The 18925-nt window shown below is 69.8% G+C and carries 19 protein-coding genes and 1 pseudogene; 8 read left to right on the top strand and 12 right to left on the bottom strand.

Features of this window, described 5'->3' with window-relative positions; all coding sequences use genetic code 11:
- Positions 1-243: 243 nt before the first annotated feature.
- Positions 244-1026 carry an alpha/beta fold hydrolase gene (locus R4P08_RS16030; protein ID WP_317814895.1) on the bottom strand — a complete coding sequence of 261 codons (783 nt, stop codon included), beginning with the start codon at positions 1024-1026 and terminating at the stop codon, positions 244-246.
- A gap of 246 nt (positions 1027-1272) precedes the next feature.
- On the opposite strand from R4P08_RS16030, the gene R4P08_RS16025 reads away from it, so the two are divergent.
- Positions 1273-1803, top strand: a complete 531-nt coding sequence (locus R4P08_RS16025; RefSeq protein ID WP_317814894.1) for a DUF309 domain-containing protein — start codon at positions 1273-1275, stop codon at positions 1801-1803.
- Positions 1804-1873: 70 nt separating this feature from the next.
- Here the strand turns inward: R4P08_RS16025 and R4P08_RS18560 are convergent, their stop codons facing one another.
- Positions 1874-2281, bottom strand: a complete 408-nt coding sequence (locus R4P08_RS18560) for a pyridoxamine 5'-phosphate oxidase family protein (protein WP_411741224.1) — start codon at positions 2279-2281, stop codon at positions 1874-1876.
- Between the two features lie 130 nt (positions 2282-2411).
- Positions 2412-3588 (bottom strand): annotated as a pseudogene (locus R4P08_RS16020) (RtcB family protein).
- Positions 3589-3760: 172 nt separating this feature from the next.
- Between R4P08_RS16020 and R4P08_RS16015 the strand changes: the two are divergent.
- Positions 3761-4258 (top strand): hypothetical protein, encoded by a 498-nt coding sequence (locus tag R4P08_RS16015; RefSeq protein WP_317814893.1) that lies wholly within the window; start codon positions 3761-3763, stop codon positions 4256-4258.
- A gap of 81 nt (positions 4259-4339) precedes the next feature.
- On the opposite strand, the gene R4P08_RS16010 is transcribed toward R4P08_RS16015, so the two are convergent.
- From R4P08_RS16010 to R4P08_RS15995, 4 genes are all read right to left on the bottom strand, one after another.
- Positions 4340-4909, bottom strand: a complete 570-nt coding sequence (locus R4P08_RS16010; protein WP_317814892.1) for a hypothetical protein — start codon at positions 4907-4909, stop codon at positions 4340-4342.
- Between the two features lie 16 nt (positions 4910-4925).
- Positions 4926-6074 (bottom strand): zinc-dependent alcohol dehydrogenase, encoded by a 1149-nt coding sequence (locus R4P08_RS16005; protein WP_317814891.1) that lies wholly within the window; start codon positions 6072-6074, stop codon positions 4926-4928.
- A 58-nt stretch (positions 6075-6132) separates the two neighbouring features.
- Positions 6133-6876, bottom strand: a complete 744-nt coding sequence (locus R4P08_RS16000) for an MBL fold metallo-hydrolase (protein WP_317814890.1) — start codon at positions 6874-6876, stop codon at positions 6133-6135.
- A 64-nt stretch (positions 6877-6940) separates the two neighbouring features.
- Positions 6941-7660 (bottom strand): hemerythrin domain-containing protein, encoded by a 720-nt coding sequence (locus tag R4P08_RS15995; RefSeq protein ID WP_317814889.1) that lies wholly within the window; start codon positions 7658-7660, stop codon positions 6941-6943.
- A gap of 167 nt (positions 7661-7827) precedes the next feature.
- Between R4P08_RS15995 and R4P08_RS15990 the strand changes: the two genes are divergently transcribed.
- From R4P08_RS15990 to R4P08_RS15980, 3 genes are all read left to right on the top strand, one after another.
- A complete protein-coding gene (locus R4P08_RS15990; RefSeq protein WP_317814888.1) occupies positions 7828-9330 on the top strand; it encodes an L-lactate permease in 1503 nt (500 codons plus the stop codon).
- 97 nt (positions 9331-9427) lie between these two features.
- Positions 9428-9781 (top strand): cupin, encoded by a 354-nt coding sequence (locus R4P08_RS15985; RefSeq protein ID WP_317814887.1) that lies wholly within the window; start codon positions 9428-9430, stop codon positions 9779-9781.
- Between the two features lie 430 nt (positions 9782-10211).
- Positions 10212-10775: a GNAT family N-acetyltransferase gene (locus R4P08_RS15980; protein ID WP_317814907.1), complete on the top strand. Its 564-nt coding sequence runs from the start codon at positions 10212-10214 to the stop codon at positions 10773-10775.
- A 37-nt stretch (positions 10776-10812) separates the two neighbouring features.
- Here the strand turns inward: R4P08_RS15980 and R4P08_RS15975 are convergent, their stop codons facing one another.
- A complete protein-coding gene (locus R4P08_RS15975) occupies positions 10813-11589 on the bottom strand; it encodes a thioesterase family protein (protein ID WP_317814886.1) in 777 nt (258 codons plus the stop codon).
- A gap of 66 nt (positions 11590-11655) precedes the next feature.
- Here R4P08_RS15975 and R4P08_RS15970 point away from each other — a divergent pair, with 66 nt between their 5' ends.
- A complete protein-coding gene (locus tag R4P08_RS15970; RefSeq protein ID WP_317814885.1) occupies positions 11656-12135 on the top strand; it encodes a MaoC family dehydratase in 480 nt (159 codons plus the stop codon).
- Between the two features lie 43 nt (positions 12136-12178).
- Here R4P08_RS15970 and R4P08_RS15965 read toward each other — a convergent pair whose 3' ends face one another.
- Positions 12179-12658, bottom strand: coding sequence for a nitroreductase family deazaflavin-dependent oxidoreductase (locus R4P08_RS15965; protein WP_317814884.1), 480 nt, complete (start codon positions 12656-12658; stop codon positions 12179-12181).
- Between the two features lie 9 nt (positions 12659-12667).
- Positions 12668-14008 carry a class I SAM-dependent methyltransferase gene (locus R4P08_RS15960; protein ID WP_317814883.1) on the bottom strand — a complete coding sequence of 447 codons (1341 nt, stop codon included), beginning with the start codon at positions 14006-14008 and terminating at the stop codon, positions 12668-12670.
- A gap of 230 nt (positions 14009-14238) precedes the next feature.
- Between R4P08_RS15960 and R4P08_RS15955 the strand changes: the two genes are divergently transcribed.
- Entirely contained in the window at positions 14239-15666 is a 1428-nt protein-coding gene (locus R4P08_RS15955) for an NAD(P)/FAD-dependent oxidoreductase (protein WP_317814882.1), read from the top strand.
- Positions 15667-15794: 128 nt separating this feature from the next.
- Here the strand turns inward: R4P08_RS15955 and R4P08_RS15950 are convergent, their stop codons facing one another.
- Together R4P08_RS15950 and R4P08_RS15945 are read right to left on the bottom strand one after the other, a co-directional pair.
- Complete coding sequence (locus R4P08_RS15950; RefSeq protein ID WP_317814881.1) at positions 15795-16232, bottom strand: PaaI family thioesterase; 438 nt, start codon at positions 16230-16232, stop codon at positions 15795-15797.
- A 115-nt stretch (positions 16233-16347) separates the two neighbouring features.
- Positions 16348-17109, bottom strand: a complete 762-nt coding sequence (locus R4P08_RS15945) for a hypothetical protein (protein ID WP_317814880.1) — start codon at positions 17107-17109, stop codon at positions 16348-16350.
- Between the two features lie 297 nt (positions 17110-17406).
- On the opposite strand from R4P08_RS15945, the gene gndA reads away from it, so the two are divergent.
- Positions 17407-18879 (top strand): NADP-dependent phosphogluconate dehydrogenase, encoded by a 1473-nt coding sequence (gene gndA / locus R4P08_RS15940; RefSeq protein WP_317814879.1) that lies wholly within the window; start codon positions 17407-17409, stop codon positions 18877-18879.
- The last annotated feature ends 46 nt before the right edge of the window (positions 18880-18925 follow it).

The following is an 18925-nucleotide window of genomic DNA, read 5'->3' as shown; positions in this document are numbered from 1 at the left end:
TCAGCGGCGTCTCCTGGAGCGCCTACCCCGAACTCCACCAGGAACCCGACACCACAGAACCCGACACCTGACCAGTAAAAGTCTGCGGACCGCGTTCGAGGAATGGAGCCCCGCCCCCGTGACTTTCTCAACCCGCTGCTCCCCGCTGCTCCTCGGCCGCATCCTCTCTGCGGGGCCGGTAAGACGGTCGGCCAAGGCTCACTCAGCGGGTCTGCCGCAGACGGGGCGAACTGCGCAGTCAGGTCAGGTGGTTCGGTCCAAGATGAGCCGGATCGCTTCCTGAGGCGCGTCCCATTGCGGGAAGTGGCCGCAACGGTCGAACCAGTACAGCTCCGCGTCGGGGAACGCTGTGCAGGCTCGCCGGGCCTGTCGCGGCACGGTCACAAGATCGCGCCGTCCCCAACCGATGGTGACTAGTCCCGGGACCGTGCCCGCCGGAGCACCTTGCTGTTTAGGGCCTTTGGTCAGCGCGTCCATCGCCGCGCCCGTCGCCGGGGCGTCGGCCAACCCAGTCACGTCGGGCAGCACGGTCTGCGCTGATAGGGCCCATGGTCGCGCAGATAGCTGCGCCAGCAACGCGGTCCGGCTCACCGGATTGCTCAGAAGTGCCGGCAGCGCTCCCCGCACAGCGCTGACCAAGGCGATCGAGGGTCGCAGGGTGGCGCTGAAGATCGCGAGCTCGCGATCGCTCCAGAATCCACCGGGGTCCAACGCAACCGTGTCGCCACCGACACCGCGCCGGGCGAGTTCGAGGACGATCCGCCCACCCATCGACTGACCAGCCGTGGCGATCCCGTCCAGACCCAGCTCCTTGATGAATCCGGCAACCGCGTCGGCCAGCGTGGCGATCGAGACCTCGCCATCCAGCGGTGGGGACTCGCCGAACCCGGGCAGGTCGACCGCGATGACCTCGCGACTCGCGGCCAGATCGTTCAGGATGGGCTCCCAGGATCGCCAGCCCGCACCGAGTCCGTGCACGAGCAGTAGCGGACTACCTTTCCCGCGGCGAACATGATTCAGCGTCACACGAGCAGCCTACGAGATGCTCCGCAGGTAGGGCACCGCAGAAGTATCACGATCTGAAATCTGCACCAGCAGGGAGGAAGCTGCGGCCATGACGCCTCCAATGACTGCGGCCCCGAGACGGTCTCTGGTCATGGATGAGCCGATGGAACGAACATCGAACCGCCCAGGTGAACCAGCAGCTCCCCGCGGTGGCGATTGTCGACACTGAGGTAGCAGCCCGGCGACGACGGATGGGACGATGGCGGCATGCGCACTCCCTCTGGCATCGACCGTGATCGCGACGAGGACGGCCGGGCGCGCAACTCACGCCCTCGCGACGAGCTCGGCCGACCGTTGCCACCTGGCAGTGTCGGGGTCGAGCGCATCCCCGAAGACCTCGATCTCACACCCGCCGAATCATTGGCCTGGGCACAAGACCTACTGGACCGAGGCCTTGCGTTCAACGCGCACGAAGTCCTCGAAGGTGCCTGGAAGAGCTGTCCCCCCGGCGAGCGCACGCTATGGCAAGGCCTGGCTCAGCTGGCCGTCGGCATCACTCATATTCAGCGCGGCAACACTAAGGGCGCGTTGACGCTCTTGGAGCGTGCGGCCGAACGTATCGGGCACGACGACGACGGCCCGGCACCTCACGGAATCAGCGTGACCGGGCTGGTCTCCTACGCCGATGAAATGATCGCCGACCTCCGGCGGGGCGTCGACCCCGCGCCCGATCGGCTGAAGCCTCGACTTCTGGACCCGTCAGGCCCAGTCGAATCGGCGGGCGGCGGTTCAGCCTGAGCTGCCCGTCCCTTACGGCTTGCGCTAAAGGTCGACGGCGCCGCTCGTCCCCATATCGGGAGTCCGGTCATCACGCGACACCGCCGCGCGGATGAACGAAGCGACATGGGCGATGCTCGAACCGCTGGAATCCAGTACTCGGCCGAGTCGGCGTGGACGAGGATGGAGGTGGCCGATTCCGGCCCTCCGGGAACCACGCGTCGACGGCAGCGTTCCAGTTCTCGGCGACCGCGTCCCTGTCGTCGTCCACGACTGCTCTACCCGCGACGGAAACGAACCCGTCCGAAGACTGGACCGAAACGTTGACCTGCGGATTGGCGGCGATCTCCGAGACGAGATCTCCCCAACGAGGCACGAGCAGGCGAACCGTTCCGTCGAAGCCGGAGTTCTGACGGGTCATGGGCCGGGTCAGCAGCCCACCGCCGGGGCCGAAGGTGGCCGTCTCGGACCGACGAAGAGCGTCGTTCTCGGTGCCCACTATCGGATGTCACCGTCTGGCTGACGTCAGTCGTCGCACGGGCCGCGGCGGCCCGAGGGAGGTGTGGACCACCGGCGCAGCGTGGACCAACGGCCGCTCTTCGGGCGCGGATGAACCTGGACGCGAATGCTTACGTCCCCTTGATGTTCATGACCTGACGGAGGGTGTGCACCACGTCCACCAGGTCGGCGGCGTCCGCCATCACCTGGTCGATGTCCTTGTAGGCGGCGGGGATCTCGTCGACCCATGCGTCACCGGGCCGGTATACGATCCCCTGCATGGCCTCGTCCAGGTCAGCCGCGGTGAACCGCTTCTTGGCCTGAGTCCGTGACATGCGACGGCCCGCACCGTGCGGCGCCGAGAACAAGCCGGCGCGGCTGCCCCTTCCGCGCACGATGTACGAGCGCGTGCCCATCGAGCCAGGGATGCACCCCATGCGACCCGCCGTGGCGTCGATCGCGCCCTTGCGGGTGAGCCACACCTCCCTTCCCTCGAGCTCCACCCGCTCGGTGTAATTGTGGTGACAGTTCACCCGCTCGGACTCGCCGGCGTCGTCGTCCGAGAAGATCCGGGCCAGCTGCGCGAGGAACCGGTCCATCATCTCGTCACGGTTCAGCCGGGCGAACCGTTGCGCCCAGCGCAGTTCGGCGAGGTACTGCGAGAACTCTGCGGTGCCCTGCTCGAGGTAGGCGTGGTCGCGGTCCTCTAGCCGGATCCCCTGCTTTTCGCATCGGGCCTTGGCGATCCTGATGTGCTTCTGAGCGATCTTGTTGCCCACGCCGCGGCTCCCGGAGTGCAGAAAACACCACACCGACCCGCGGCTCATCGAGGCACAGCTCGACGAAGTGGTTCCCTCCGCCGAGGCTGCCCAGCTGCTCGCGCCACTTCGGCGAGTGCGTCAGGTCCACCCCGTCGGCCTCGGCGCGCTCCTCGAGCTCCCGGACCCGCGCGCGCGTGTGGTCGTGATGCACCGCACGGTTGTAGTTCCCGGGTGAGAGCGGGATCGCGCGCTCGACGCGGTCGCGCAGCCTGGTGAGGTCGATGCGGTCGAGATCGTGCTCGGTGTAGCGGGTCCGCGCGGCAACCATGCCGCAGCCTATGTCCACTCCGACGGCCGCCGGGATCACCGCGTCGACGGTCGGGATAACCGTGCCGACTGCTGACCCCTTCCCGGCGTGCGCGTCCGGCATCAGGGCGACGTGCGGATGAATGAAGGGCAGCCGCGAGAGAGCCACGGCCTGGTCAACGGTCGTCTGATCGATGGACGTCGCCCACGACCGGACATTCGAGGCGAGGTGATCTGGCATGAGGCGAGTCTCCCCGGATTCCCCGTGCCGGTCGACCGCCCCGCACTGCCCTCGCCCCGCACTGCCCTCGCCCCGCACTCCCCTGGCCGCGGGCGATCAGCATGTGGTGGACGCTCCGGCCGCTCCGGTTTACGGTGTCGCCACCACCACACGCTCGAACGGAAGTCACGACATGCAGACAGGGAACAGGCCCCGCGCGCTCCTGCGCGCCGCCGGCACCGGCGCCCTCGCCGGGCTGGCCGGAGCGGGGGTCATGACCGCCGGGGAGAAGGTCGAGCAGGCGTTCACCGGACGTCCGAACTCGTTCGTGCCGGCCCGGACGCTGCTCACCCTCCTCGGTCGGCAGCCGTCGGACCAGGACAAATCCGCGGTGTGGAACCACGTGATGCACTACGGCACCGCCGCATCCCTCGGCGCCCTCCGCGGGATCTGGGCGGTCACGGGAATCCGGGGAGCGACGGCTACGGCCTGGCACACCGTCATCCGGCTGGGAGTGGACCAGACACTCGAGAACGCCACGGGTGTCGGCGCTCCCCCGGCCACCTGGCCCGGCCGGGAGCTGGCCGTCGACGTAGTGCACAAGGCCGTCTTCTCCGCCGCCACCGGGTTGATTGCCGAGCGCGCTCTGGAACCGACCCTGCTTTCGCGGCGCGGGCGCTTCAGTCACTGACCAGATCGCTCAAACCACACCGCACCGACCGCACCGAGTGGTCGCGCGACGCGGCCGTGGACCAGGTGAGATCGACGGGGTTCAGTCTCGAAGTGCGCGCCGCGCTTTCACCCCTCCGAGGACGGCTGCACCAGCGGCCAGCGCCCACGGTCCCCCGACCAGGATCGGGTCCATCCAGTGATGACGGACGTCGTACCGCTTCTGGCCCACTCGGGAAGACCAGCCGTTCGCGGTGAACTCACTGCGTACCCCGGTTTCCGTGAGGGGATTGTCCGGCCGGAGGGTGACCAGCGAGCGCATGTGGCTACCTACCGCGTCGACCCGGTCGGCTCCCAGCAGCATCAGCCAGCGGTAGGTCTTGTCCTCCCCGTACTGGTACGCCTTGCGCCTGATCATCCCGGACACCCCGTGCAGCGGCTGGGCGGTCCCGAACACCGGGGTCAGGAAGCGGTGCTCGATCGAGCGCTCCCGCGGCGCGTGCTCCGGTTGACGCTCCGGGAAGTCCCAGTGCGCCCCGGTCTCCAGGTCCCTGCGCTCCTTGGGATAGGAGGGACGGTCGGTCGGGTCGAGGTCCACTCCCCAGCCGGGGATCTGGGCACGCAGCTCCTCGCTCGTCCTGCGCGGCGGGCGATCGTCAGCGGTGTATGGCATGTCGGCCTCCTCGGGTCTATTCGGCGTTCGGCAGCACGAGTGGCTTGATGCAGCCGTCGAGCTTGCCGGAGAAGATGTGGTACCCCTCGGCGATGTGCTCCAGCGGGATGCGGTGGGTGATGATCTCACTGGGCTTGAGATGCCCGTTGCGGACGTGCTCGAACAACCTCGGCCACTGACGCTTCACCGGGCACTGGTTACCGCGGATCGTCAGGCCCTTGTTGAACGCGTCCCCGAATCTGATCGCGCTCTGGACGGGGCCATAGGCCCCCATCACCGAGATGTTCCCGCCCTTGCGCACGGAGTCGATCGCCCAGTTGATCGCGATGGGCGATCCGCCCTGGAGCTTGAACTTGGCCGAGGTCACGTGCTGGACCAGGTGGCCGTCGGCCTCGGCGCCCACCGCGTCGATCGCCACGTCCGCCCCGAGGTGGTCGGTGGTGCGCTTCATCTCCACAACGATGTCGGCGTACTCGGTGAAGTTGTAGGTCTCCGCGTGGGCGAAGGTCCGCGCCTTCTCCAGGCGGTACTCGAGGTGGTCGATCACGATCACGCGGCCAGCGCCCATCAACCACGCTGACCTGGCTGCGGACAACCCCACCGCACCGGCGCCGAAGACCACGACGGTGTCCCCCTCGACGATGTCGCCGAGCTGGGCGCCGAAGTACCCGGTGGCCACGGCGTCGGTGAGCAGGACCGCGTCCTCCTCGTCCATCCAGTCGGGGATGATGGTGGGTCCGACGTCAGCGAAGGGCACCCGGACGAACTCGGCCTGTCCCCCGTCGTAGCCCCCACAGGTATGTGAATAGCCGTAGATGGCTCCGGCGGCGGTGGCGCCTGCGTTGACGTTGTGACAATTGGAGTAGAGGCCTCGGGCGCAGTAGTAGCAGGTGCCGCAGAAGATGTTGAACGGCACCATCACCCGGTCCCCCGGCTGGAGATTGCGCACCGACGGTCCGACCTCGTGGACCGTGCCCACGAACTCGTGGCCGAAGGTGTGGCCGACGCGGGTGTCGGGCATCATGCCGTGGTAAAGGTGCAGGTCAGAGCCGCAGATGGCGGCGATCGAGACCTTGACGATCGCGTCATTGGGGTGCTCGATCGTGGGGATGTCCTTGTTCTCCACGCGGACCTTGTACGGGCCGCGGTACGTCGTTGCTCGCATCGTGGGTCTCCGATCTGGTGGCTTCGAACTAGTTGGCGCCGATCAGGGGCCCGGGCCGTCAGTGTTCGCCGACGGCGCGCGCGTGGGTGACCGCGGCGTCGGCGCCGTCAGTCCAGGGCTCCCCGTGGCCGGGCAGGACCGTCGAGGCACCGGTGGCTGCGACGGGCCGGAGTGACTCGATCGCCAGGGCGGTGTCGGCGGTGGCGGCGGAGGCCACGATCTGCGGGCCGGTGACGCCGGTGTACGGGTCCAGAGTGACCAGGGCGTCACCGCTGAGGACCGTGTCCCGGTCGGAGAGATGCAGGATGCAGTGCCCTCCTGTGTGGCCGGGGGCGAACATCGCCACGGGGCGGCCCGGGAGTTCGAGGGCGGTGTCGACGGAGAGCTCCGAGGTCTCGTCGATCCCCTTGACGGTCAGGGCGCCGGCGATGGCCATCCGTCCCAGGACGGGTAGCGACCGGGGATGCTTCAGCGGGTAGAGGAAGCGGTTCTGCTGGGGCGTGTAGCTGTAGGGATGCGCGGCCAGCCCGTTGTCCGCCGGGTGCACCAGCACCGGGCCCCCCAGCTCGACCCTGGCCCGCCGCGCGAAGCCCACGTGGTCGAAGTGCCCGTGGGTGAGAAGCAGGGCCCGCACGTCCTCGGGGGTGCGGCCCAGCTTCCGGAGCGTGTCGAGCATCAGCGACCACATGCTCGGCAGGCCGGCATCGACGAGGGTGACCCCGTCGTCGCTGTCGATCAGGTAGCAGTTGACGTGGGCGTGGGCCAGGCGGTGGACACGGTCCGCGACCTCGGTGGCCTGCATGCTGGTCCTCTCGTCGATGGGCGCCTGTGGAGCCGGGCGCGCGTGCATTGCGGGCAGTCGACGCTCAAGCGGCGGTGTGGCCGCGGGCGGTGCTGGGATCCTCGCCCCGTCGCATGATCGGCAGGTGTTCGATCGCGTGCGCGGCTCGGGCGAGCAGGCTGCTGGACTCGGTCAGGATCGGCTCGACCGGGGACGAGCTCCGTAGGACGGCCGACTCGAGCAGATCTCGCAGTCGATCGGTGACGGTCAGCGGAAGCGCGGCCGCGACGTTGCCCGGCGGGCGGCGTGCGACCAACGGGTGGGGCCGGGTGGGCGCGGTGCGGCGGACCGCCTCCCAGGCCACACCGAGCGCGCGCAGCCGAGCGGGGCTCAACTTCTCCTGCAGCCGCGGGAGCAGCACGTCCTCCTCGTCGCGGACGTCCTCGCGCAGGACCGCGATGAGCCTCTGCAGCACCTCGTCGCGCTCCGGGTCGCCGTCGTCCAGTTCATCCAGGCGGATCACCAGCTCGTTGACCCCCTGGTGTTCCTGCTCGACCTGAAGGGTCAGCTCATGGCCATCGGGCAGCACGGCGCGGAGCACCGGCCACAGCACGGACTCCTCGGCGAACGCATGGGGAAAGACCAGGCGATAGGTTCTCAGCAGCACCCGTCTCTGTTCGGCGCCCCGGGTGCGCTCGAGACGCTCGAGCAGGCGGTCGAGTTCGACGTGGTCCAATTTCTGTCGGTTGAGGACGCTCCACCGGCCGCCGAGGTCCCGCAGAGATTGGTCTGACACAGATCGCATGAGGCCTCCTCCTCGACCCGAGAGAGCTCCTTGACCAAAGAGAGTGCTCGCGGGCGCCGAGGTCCGCAACCGGAACCGAACCCGGTCGGGCGCGACGTAGGGTGGCCGCCAGGACGTGTTGCCCGGCCGCACAGGTCGGCCGGGGCGGGCCCGAAGAGACGAGTGCGGTGAGTCAGCTTTCCCAGACGGGTGTCGCGGCGGCGCCGATCGTCGTGGTCCTGTTGCTGCTGGCGCTGCGGGTCCGCTCCCTCCGCGCCGGCCTGGCGGGTCTGGCCACCGCGGTCCTCGCCGCTGCCGCGGTCTTCCGCCCCACCTCTGACGAGGTCGCCGCCGCGGTCGCCTCGCTCGGGCCCACCGTGCTGGAGGTGGCCCTGATCCTGTTCGGCGGCGTCACCCTGGCGGTGGTGATGGCCGGGACCGGAGCGCGCGAGCACATCGCCGGGTGGCTCGAGCGGACGGCCACCGCAAGCGACCGGCTACCCGCGATCCTGCTGCTGGTCTTCGGCCTCACACCTTTCATGGAGTCGGTCACCGGCTTCGGCCTCGGGGTCGTGATCACCGCGCCACTGCTCATCCGGATGGGCCTCACCCCCGTCAAGGCGGTCGTCGCCGGGCTGCTCGGCCTGGTCCTGGTCCCCTGGGGATCGCTGGGCCCCGGAACGCTGGTGGCCGCGCAACTCGGCGGCCAGGACTTCGCTGACCTCGGATACTGGTCGGCCCTGCTGAGTCTGCCGGTCCTGGTCGTGAGCATGGTGACCGTCCTCGTCGTCGTCAGACCCCGGGCCACCATCACACCCCGACCCACCACCCCACTCGTGACCACCACCCCACCTCGGACGGCCATCCCGGCGCGGCCCACCGCGACGCTGCTCACGACCTGTGCAGCGATCGTGGTGGTGCAGTGGTCGGCCCTGGTGGGCGCCAATGCACTCCTGGGGACCGCCCCCGCCGGCGTCATCGCCTCGGCCGCGGTCATCCTGCTGCTCCTGGGGATCTCCCGGGTCCGGCACGGCCCGCTTCCGCCGATCTCCCGCGAACTCGTGGGGGCGCTCGCGCCTTTCGGCGTCCTGCTCCTGGGGATTCTCGCCGTCACCGTGGGCCTGCGGCTGTCAGGCACCCCGCCGGGGCTCGCGTGGCTCGACAGCCCGGCGGTCTGGGTCAACGTGGCCGCCCTCGTCGCCCTGCGCACCACGGCGACCCCGCGGCCGGCGGCGGCCCGGATGCTCGGGCAGGCTCTGGCGACCTGGGTACCCGTCGCCGGCAACGCGGTCGCCTTCATGATGATCGGCATCGTCATGGCCACCGCCGGCATGGCCGCGCACCTGGCCCAGTCCGCCGCCGGCATCGGCGGCGGGTTCCTGGCGCTGATCCCCCTCGTGGGCGCTCTCGGCGGCTACCTCACCGGCTCCAACACCGGGGCCGCCGCGATGTTCTCCACCGCCACCACCGCGGCCGCCGCCGGACTCGGCGCGGACACCCTCGTGGCCCTGGCCGGCCAGAACGTCGCGGGCTCGTTCGCCATCATCGTCTCTCCCCCACGCATCGCGCTTGCCGTCGGCGTGGTCATGGCCGCCGGGGAACACCTTCCCGCGCAGGCGACGAGGACCCTGGCCACCGCCGTGACCGCCGTCTCCGTGATCCTCGGGGGCGCCGTGTGGGTGCTGGCCTGACGGGCCCATTCCGATCATGCGGCCAGGACCGGCGTCAGGCCCGTCCACGAGCACATCGGGCCGGTCACGACGACCCGGGAAGCTGTAGGTTCGAGCCATGACCAACGTGACCGACGCTGCTGATCGAATCCTGTCCCGCGCCATCGAGGCACCGCACGGCCGCCACGCCGAGATCCTCGTCCGCGAGGGCCCTCTGCGCCAGTCGCTGCTGGCGCTGAAGGCCGGCACCGACCTCGAGGAGCACAACTCGCCCCCGGCCGCGAGCCTGTACCTGTTGCGAGGCGCGGTTCAGGTGACGGGCGAGGGCACGGTCGACATCGCCGCCGGCGAGCTCCACACCCTCACCCACCACCGCCACGCCGTCAAGGCCCTCGAGGACTCGGTGTTCCTGCTCACCACCGTCACCAGCGTGGCCGGTCAGGGCAGTTACGACGAGCCGCCGACCGAATAGCCACCCGCTGGCCTACCCTCTGGCGCGACTGCCGTCGGCGGCGGACACTGGGATGATGCGCTCCCGGCACATCAGCACGGTGATCCACCGCTCCCCGGACGAGGTGTACGACTACGCCTCCGCCCCGGCGCACCTCCCCCTGTGGGCCGCCGGACTCGCTACCGCCGAGGTGACCGTGGACGGCGACACGCTCGTCGTGGACTCCCCCATGGGAACCGTGCGCGTGCGGTTCGCGCCCCGGAACCCCTTCGGCATCCTCGACCACGAGGTCACGCTGCCCGACGGCTCGGTCGTCCACAACGTGCTCCGGGTGCTGCCCCACCCGCATGGCGCGGAGGTCGTCCTGTCCCTCCGGCAGCTCACGGACGACGACGACGAGTTCGAGCAGGACGCCGCGACGATTCAATCCGATCTGGAGCGCCTCAGAGGCCTGCTCGACGGCCCGCCCGCCGAAGGGGCCGGGGCACCCGCCCGTCCCGCCGCGGAGGCCGAGGTGCGCGTGGCGACGCCGGCGGACGCGGAGTCCCTCGGCCGCTTGCTCTACGACTTCAACACCGAGTACAACTGTCCCACCCCGAGCGCTGCCGAGGCGGCCGGGCGATTCGAGCGCCTACTGGCGCGCGAGGACGTCCTCGCGGTCGTCGCCCGGGTCCCGGATCGCTCCCCAGCCCACTCCCCCGACCCCGACCCCGACCACAGGGCCGGTACCGACGTCGGCTTCGCGCTGCTCACCCTGCGCCCGACTCCGTACTGGGATGGCCCTCTCGCTCAGCTCGAGGAGCTCTACATCCGTAATGCGCTACGATCGCGCGGGATCGGGACCGCGATCATGGGGCTCGCGACCTCGGAGGTCGAGCGACGCGGCGGCCGGGAGATCCACATCAACGTGGACTCCGACGACACTGACGCCCGCCGGTTCTACGAGAGGCACGGGTACTCGGACACCGACCCGGACAGCGGTTCCGGGATGCGGTGCTATCTCCGGCGGTTGTAGAGGATCGGCTGCGGCTTTCAGGTCACCGTTCGGTCAACTACGGCCGGACCGTCAGCGACTGCGAGACCGTTCCGAGTGGACCGGCCTCGTCGTGGATCACGCTGGCCGTCAGACCCAGGCCGCCGGGGCCGAAGGTGACGCGGGTGTCGAAGCCCACCCACTCCCCCTGCGGCGGCCTCACCAGGTGCGCGGTGAGATCGATGTTCGGGTAGTGCACCCGGCTCGGGTCCGCTCGGACGGCCATCCCGTTGGCGATGTCGAAGAGCCCGGCCATCCGCGCGAGGGTGCTCACCTCGTCGTCGTCGTCGTCGGCAAGGAGCGGTACGGCCGTGCGCACCCAGTACCTCGCTCGCCCGGGCCCGGCCGAATCCCGCCTGACCTGCGCGGATGCCAGGTAACCGCCCCGCCAGATGGTCGTGGGATCCCAGGGTTCCATGTCCGCCGGCGGCGGGATCGGGTCGAACCCGTCCCCTGCGACCGCGGTGGTGTCGCGGGACTGCTGCAGCCACGCGCGCAGCCGGATCCCCGTCCGGTCGCCCTGCCCGTAGGTGGCCTCCACCAGTTCGATGGTGCGGCCCGGGCGGATCAGCTCCACCCGGACATCGACCACGTCCATGGGGACCACGCCCAGCAGCTCGTACGTGAGTCGTGAGATGACCATCGGGTCCTCGCGCCGGGCAGCGCAGTCCGATTCGATCGCGTGGACGAGCAGCCCGAGCGCGGGGCCGATGTGCTGCATCGATTCATCCCACGCCCCGCTGACATGACTCGTCGGGCGGAACCTGTCCGGACCCAGTCGCTCGAAGTACGCCATCCGCGGCCCCCAGTCAGTGAGTGCTGATTAACTGGAAGGGTACACAACGCCCATCCTGGAGGCACCATGAGCGACACCGCATACGACGAGTTCACGACCCCGATCGACGACAGGTTCCTCGAGGACTACACCGAGGGGGCCTCGTACCGTTTCGGCGAGGAATCGGTGGACGCCGAGGAGATCATGGAGTTCGCCCGTCGGTACGACCCGCAGAGCATCCACACCGACGTCGAGGCCGCGGCCCGGGGCCCGTTCGGCGGCCTGATCGCGAGCGGGTGGCAGACGGCCGCGCTCATGATGCGCCTGTTCGCCGACAACTACCTCACCAGCGTCGCGAGCCTGGCGTCTCCCGGGATCGACGAGCTGCGCTGGGTCCGGCCGCTGCGTCCGGGCGACCGGTTGACCCTGGTCTGCGAGACGACGGGCGTGCGCCCCTCGAGGAGCAAGCCGGACCGCGGGGTACTCACCACGGACGTCACGTTGATCAACCAGGACGGCGATCCGATCCTGACCGCCACGGCGCTCAACATGGTCGCCCGGCGCTGAGCGGGGTTCCCCGACTCCGAGGGGGTCAGAGCCTCGGCGGGGGTCAGAGCCTCGGGGTGAGGTGGAAGATCGGCAGCTCCCGGTCCGTTCGGCCCGCGTAGATGTCGTAGTTGGGCCACACCCGCACCGCGGCCTCCCAGGCCGAGGCGCGGTCGGCCTCGGGCAACTCGCGCACGTCCACGACGAGGCGGGCCCCGTAGACCGACATCTCGACCTCGCCCTCTCCCGCGGCGCGGAGGTTGTGCACCCAGGCCGGCATCTTCTCGCCGCCCCAGTTGGACCCGATGATCACCATGCCGTTGCGCCAGGACGCACACAGCAACGGCGTGCTGCGCGGAGCGCCGCTCTTGCGTCCCGGGACGTACAGCGTGAGGGTCGGCAACCCCGCCAGCCGGAGCAACGGGACCCGGCCGCGCGAGATCCGCGACATCCACTGGTCGACCGTCACCACGAGATGAGAGTTCTCGCGCGTCGCGTCCTGACGCCCGAACCAGACGGCCAGCGGGGTGAGAAAATTGCTCATAGGCGAACTCTAAGTCGTCGGTGACCCATCCCGGCGCGTCAGGTCACATTTCGCGGTCGCGACCACCTGCACCGATTCCAGCCACCCCCCGCGGAGCCCGGCCTCGAGCCCCGCGAGGTGGAACGCCCACATCCGGCGGTACACCGCGTCGAAACCCAGCGCCGCAGCGTCCCGCCCGCGGTGCGCGAACGTCTCGGACCACAACCTCACCGTCTCCGCATGATGAGTGGTCGACTCGACCCGGCCGCGCAGGTGCAGTCGCGGGGAGCGTTCGATCGCCTCCACCAGATCGGTCCAGGACACCATCGGGCCCGCCTCCGAGACGTAGCGCGACCCCCACGCCGCGAGTTCCACGATCGCCGGCTTCGGGCGCTCCGGGCTCACCACGGCCGCGATCACGAGCCTCCCGCCGTCGGTCAGGACCCGGTCGGCCGCGGTGAGGACCTCGGCGTAGCCGGCGAAACCCGCCGTGACGCCCGGGTCCACCGCGACGATCGCCTCCACTGACCCCCGCGCTTCCGCAGGGCCTCCCAGGAAGAGAGAGATCTCGTCGTCGAGGCCCGCGGCGGCGAACCTCGACCCCAGCGCCGACAGTCGCTCGGTCGACGCGGTCATGGTCCGGACGTGGGCGCCGCGTTCGGCCGCCCGCATGGGCAGTTCGCCCCAGCCGGGCGTGGCCACCAGGGCCCGGGACCCGGGGCCGACCCCGGCCAGCGTGAGGAGCGTGTCCGCAGACCGCCGCTGCGCGTCTCCCAGGTCGCCCCGCCGCGGCGGGGGCGTGGGCGCGTCCAGGTGGACGACGTCGGTCCCGTCCTCCGCCCGAACGCGGGTGCGTGCACCGGACGCGAAGACACCGCCCGAGGTCGACATCGTCTCGTCCGTGTAGAGCGACGTGAGCGCCCCGGGCACCGAGTCCTCGAGTTCCACCGTGACCGGTCCCCCGCGGCGGCGTCCCCCACCGGGGGTCGCCCGTCCCTCGCGTCCGTAGGCGCGCTCGCCCGGGTGGGCACAGTCGGAGTTCGCCGCGATCCAGGGCGCCAGAACCGCGATCGCGGCCCCGAGGTCGGACGTCACCCACTCGCCCGCCATGAAGGACTCACCCAGACCGAGGACTCCCGCCGTCGCGAGGCGGGCCCAGAAGTGACTCGGATTGCCCAGCACGATGCGGACAGGGGCGTCGTACTCCCCCGCCGCGGACGAATCCGGGTAGTCGATCCTCAGTCCGAGATCCCTGGTCGATCTCCGCAGCGCCTGGGCGACCTCCCCGGCGGCGTGACCACCGATTCCGTCCGGCATCGCGAGCGCAGGCCAACGATCCAGGTCGACGGTCTGCGGTTCGAGTCTGACCACCGGTTCCCTCCCTCTGGGGCGTCGTGGAGTGGACGGTACCGCCGCCGATCGCCCGCGCCGGGCAGGCGCGTCGGGGGGAACGTGGCACAGCGGTGGGCCGGTGCGTGTGCACGGGGGTGCGCAGACCACTACCCTGAGGTGGGCGTGCCCGCGCGCCATCGGCCCGGGAGCGTAGAACTGACGGGCTTCGACGCCCGTCACAGACAGACTCACCCCCACCAGGAGCCGCCATGACCGAGCCCGCATTCGACCAGGCCACCGCCAACGCACCGGCCAGCCGCCGGCACCGCGTCGTCATCATCGGATCCGGCTTCGGCGGGCTCTTCGCGGCGCAGCAGCTCGAGAAGGCCGACGTGGACGTGACCCTGGTCGCCAAGACCGGTCACCACCTCTTCCAGCCCCTCCTCTACCAGGTCGCCACCGGCATCCTCTCCGTCGGTGAGATCGCTCCCCCCACCCGGCTCATCCTCCGCGATCAGAAGAACGTCACCTGCATCCTCGGTGACGTCAACAAGATCGACGTGGCCGCCAAGACCGTGTACGCCTCCGCGGGCCACATCCGCTTCGACCTCGAGTACGACAGTCTGATCGTCGCCGCCGGGGCCAACCAGTCCTACTTCGGCAACAACCATTTCGAGCGCTGGGCCCCCGGCATGAAGACCGTCGACGACGCCCTGGAGCTGCGTAGCCGGATCCTGGGCTGCTTCGAGCAGGCCGAGGTGACCGAGGACGACGACGAACGCCGCCGGCTGCTGACGTTCATCATCGTCGGAGCCGGCCCCACCGGCGTGGAGATGGCCGGGCAGGTGGCCGAGCTGGCACAGCACACGCTCAAGGACACCTTCCGCCGGATCGATCCCGCCTCCGCCCGCGTCATCCTCCTCGACGCCGCACCCGCGGTCCTCCCGCCGTTCGGAAACAAGCTCGGCAATGCCGCCCGGGCGCGGTTGGAGAAGATGGGGGTGGAGATCCAGCTCAACGCCATGGTGACCGACGTGAACGCGCAGGGCATCGAGGTCAAGGACCCGGACGGTTCGGTCCGCCGGATCGACGCCACCTGCAAGATCTGGTCCGCCGGCGTCCAGGCCAGTTCGCTCGGCAAGATGATCGCCGACCAGACCGAGGCCGAGGTCGACCGCGCAGGGCGCGTCCTGGTGGGCAAGGACCTCTCGATCCCCGGGCATCCCGAGATCTTTGTCGTCGGCGACATGATGAGCCTCGACAAGCTCCCCGGCGTGGCCCAGGTCGCGATCCAGGGTGGCAAGTACGCCGCCAAGCAGATCATGGCCGAGGTCGAGAAGGGCAGGTCCCCCGCGGAGCGGCCGCCGTTCAAGTACTTCGACAAGGGCTCCATGGCCACCGTGTCCCGCTACAGCGCGGTGGTCAAGGTGGGCAAGCTGGAGATCTCGGGCTTCATCGCCTGGGTCATGTGGCTCGTGGTCCACCTCGCGTACCTCGTCGGCTTCAAGAACCGCCTCACCACCATGTTCTCCTGGGGCATGCACATGGGCGGCGAACACCGCTCGCAGCTGACCTCGACCCAGCAGTGGGTCTACGGGCGTCAGGCCATCGAGCGGGTCGCGGCCCACGAGAAGGCCCGCTCGACCGAAGCGTCGCAGGCGCAGACGCAGGAGACCGCGTCGGTCAACCAGGACTGACACGTCAGAAGTAGGAAACCGCGTCGGTCAACCAGGACCGACACGACCCGACTGCTACAACGGCGCCCGGTGGGAGAGTTTCCCACCGGGCGCCGTTGTTCCCACGGTGACCGCCTCGCCGTGACCGATCAGCCCTCGCGGGCGGCAGGGTCCTGGAGGTTGGCGAGTCTGACCTGACCCACGGCGGCCAGCCGACCCGAGTCGTCGGTGATCTCCACTCGCCACAGCTGCTGCGAACGACCACGGTGGATGGGCGTCCCGGTCGCGGTGAGCGTGCCCTCGGTGACAGCGCGGAGGAAGTCGGTGGAGTTGTTCACACCCACCACCCGGCCTTCCCCGCCCAACCACACGGCGCCGGCCACACTCGCGACCTGCTCGGCGATCGCGCAGTAGACGCCGCCGTGAACGATCCCGTGGGGCTGGTGCAGGTGCGGGCCCACCTCCACCGAGACGACGACCTTGTCAGGCGTGATATCGACGTACTCGATCCCGACACCGCCGCCGAACCCGAGCCCGGATTGGGATCGGAGTCTTTCAAGGAGTTCGTTGTTCTTCCCGTCGGACATCGGACCTCGTCTCTTCCCGACCCGGGCCGTCCGGGTCGGTTCGTCGATCCGACGCTACCCCGGGCGCCCGGGAGGAGAGGAGGCTCCCCGCGGTCAGCGGCGCGAACGCCTGTGGTCAGCGGAGCGAACGCCTGCGGTCGCGGACCGGGATCGGTCCCGCACCGGGCGTCCGCGGCAGCGCGCTCCGCCTGCGCACGGCCAGCCCGGAGTCGTGAAGTGCCTGTAGGACCAGCTGCCCGCGCCTGTACCCGGTCTCGGTATTGGTGCCGGCGAACGTCGGGACGATGGTCGCGGCGCCCAGGATGCACTCCCCGACCACGGACCAGAGGGTCTCGGTGCTGCAGTTGGACACGTCGGACAGTCCGTCGAACACCGGGACCAGGGTGGCACGCGAGCGGCAGGCGAGCCACTGGGCGATCGCCTGCTCGCACGGCAACACCACGGTGCCGGGTGCGCCGGCCGACGGGTCGTCGGGCAGCAACCGCAGGGTGGTGTCGCGGACCCCGGCCCAGTCGAGCCCACCCTCGATGTCGGTGCGGACCGCCAGGTTCTCGGCACCCGTGTCCCACACGCGCCCGGTGGTGACGAAGCTCGCGACCGCCCTGCCGATCACCCCGTGGGCGAACGCATCCGCGACGAGGTAGGTGGAGAAACGGATGTCCCCGGATTCCGCGAAGTGGTTGCGGAACATCGTCTCGACGCGGCCGCTGTCCACGGCACGCTCGAGGGGGACCCACCGGCGCCGGGACTGCGTCCCGAGATCTGCGATCGAGTAAAACTTTGGATATCCCGGCCTGAATCCCCCGAGCACGTTCACGGTGTCGTCGAACACCGTGCGCGTGCCCACCATTCGAGCCGGCAGCGTGGAACTGGTCATGTGTGGACTCCCCCTTGTGATTCCCCTGGTCATCGGGCCGGTCGCCCTCGTGCTGGCGCTCGACCGCGGTCCGTTCCCCCCGTACCGCGGCGGCACCGGATCACCCGGCCCAAGTACCAGTGATATAACAAAAGGTCTCTTTCACCAAGAGATTTCGCGGTTTCGTGGCAATCGGTGCACGCAGTGCACCAGTGGTCTGTCAGCGAACACACAGCTTCCGTTGCTCCCGGGCGCCCGCGCGGATAACACATTGACGCTGGTCCACGACGCGCGATGACGTCGACTACGCTGAACCGCATGAGTACTGAGCGCCAGGACGCGCAGCCGACCTCCGGCACCAACGGAACCGCGGACATCGGAGTCACCGGACTCGCCGTGATGGGCTCGAACATCGCCCGGAACTTCGCACGGCACGGGTACACGGTCGCCGTGCACAACCGCTCCGCCGGGAAGACCGACGCGCTGCTCGGCGAGCACGGGAGCGACGGGAACTTTGTCCGCACCGAGACGATCGAGGAGTTCGCCGCTGCGCTGCGTTCCCCCCGCCGGGCACTCGTCATGGTCCAGGCCGGTGCGCCCACCGACGCGGTCATCGACGCGCTCGCGGACGCCTTCGATGAGGGCGACATCATCATCGACGGCGGCAACTCGCTGTTCACCGACACGATCCGGCGCGAGAAGGCGATGGCCGAGCGCGGCATCCGCTTCATCGGCGCCGGCATCTCCGGGGGCGAGGAGGGCGCCCTGGAGGGGCCGTCCATCATGCCCGGCGGCCCGGCCTCCAGCTACGAGGTCGTCGGGCCGATGCTCGAGGACATCTCCGCCAAGATCGACGGCACCCCGTGCTGTACCCATATCGGCGAGGACGGCTCCGGCCACTTCGTCAAGATGGTGCACAACGGCATCGAGTACTCGGACATGCAGCTCATCGGCGAGGCCTACCACCTCCTGCGCGGCGTGGCCGGGATCGAGCCGGCCGCCATGGCCGAGGTGTTCCGCGAGTGGAACACCGGCGAGCTCGACTCCTACCTCATCGAGATCACCGCCGAGGTGCTCGCGCAGGTGGACGCCGAGACCGGCTCGCCATTGGTGGATGTGATCGTCGACCGCGCCGGGCAGAAGGGCACCGGCCGCTGGACGGTCAAGTCCGCGCTCGACCTCGGCGTCCCCATCACCGGCATCGCCGAGGCCGTGTTCGCGCGCGCCCTCTCGAGCTCGGTGCCCCAGCGGGAAGCCGGTCGGGCCCTGCCCTCCGGTTCCGTGTCCACTCCCGCGCAGACCGGCCCGGACTTCGTCGAAGACGTCCGCAGGGCGCTCTACGCCTCCAAGGTCATCGCCTACGCCCAGGGGTTCGACCAGATCACCGCCGCCACCGCCGAGCACGGCTGGGACGTCGCGCGCGGCGACCTCGCCACCATCTGGCGCGGCGGCTGCATCATCCGCGCCACGTTCCTCGACCGCATCCGTGAGGCGTACGCGGAGAACGGCGACCTGCCCACGCTGCTCGCCGCGCCGTACTTCGCCGAGGCCCTGGCGGACTGTGTCGACAGCTGGCGCCGGGTCGTCACCACCGCCGTGACCGCCGGCATCCCGGCACCCGGCTTCTCCGCGGCCCTCGCCTACTACGACGGTCTCCGTACCGAGCGTCTTCCCGCCGCCCTGATCCAGGGACAACGCGACTTCTTCGGCGCCCACACCTACCTCCGGACCGACCGAGAAGGCAGCTTCCACACTCTGTGGAGCGGCGACCGTTCCGAGGTGCGGGCCTGACCGGGTCGGCACCACCTGATCTGGGCCGCCTGCTCGCCGATCTCGG

The sequence above is a fragment of the Rhodococcus sp. IEGM 1408 genome (assembly GCF_033142235.1).
Taxonomy (GTDB): domain Bacteria; phylum Actinomycetota; class Actinomycetes; order Mycobacteriales; family Mycobacteriaceae; genus Dietzia.
This window is presented reverse-complemented; position numbering and strand designations above follow the sequence as displayed.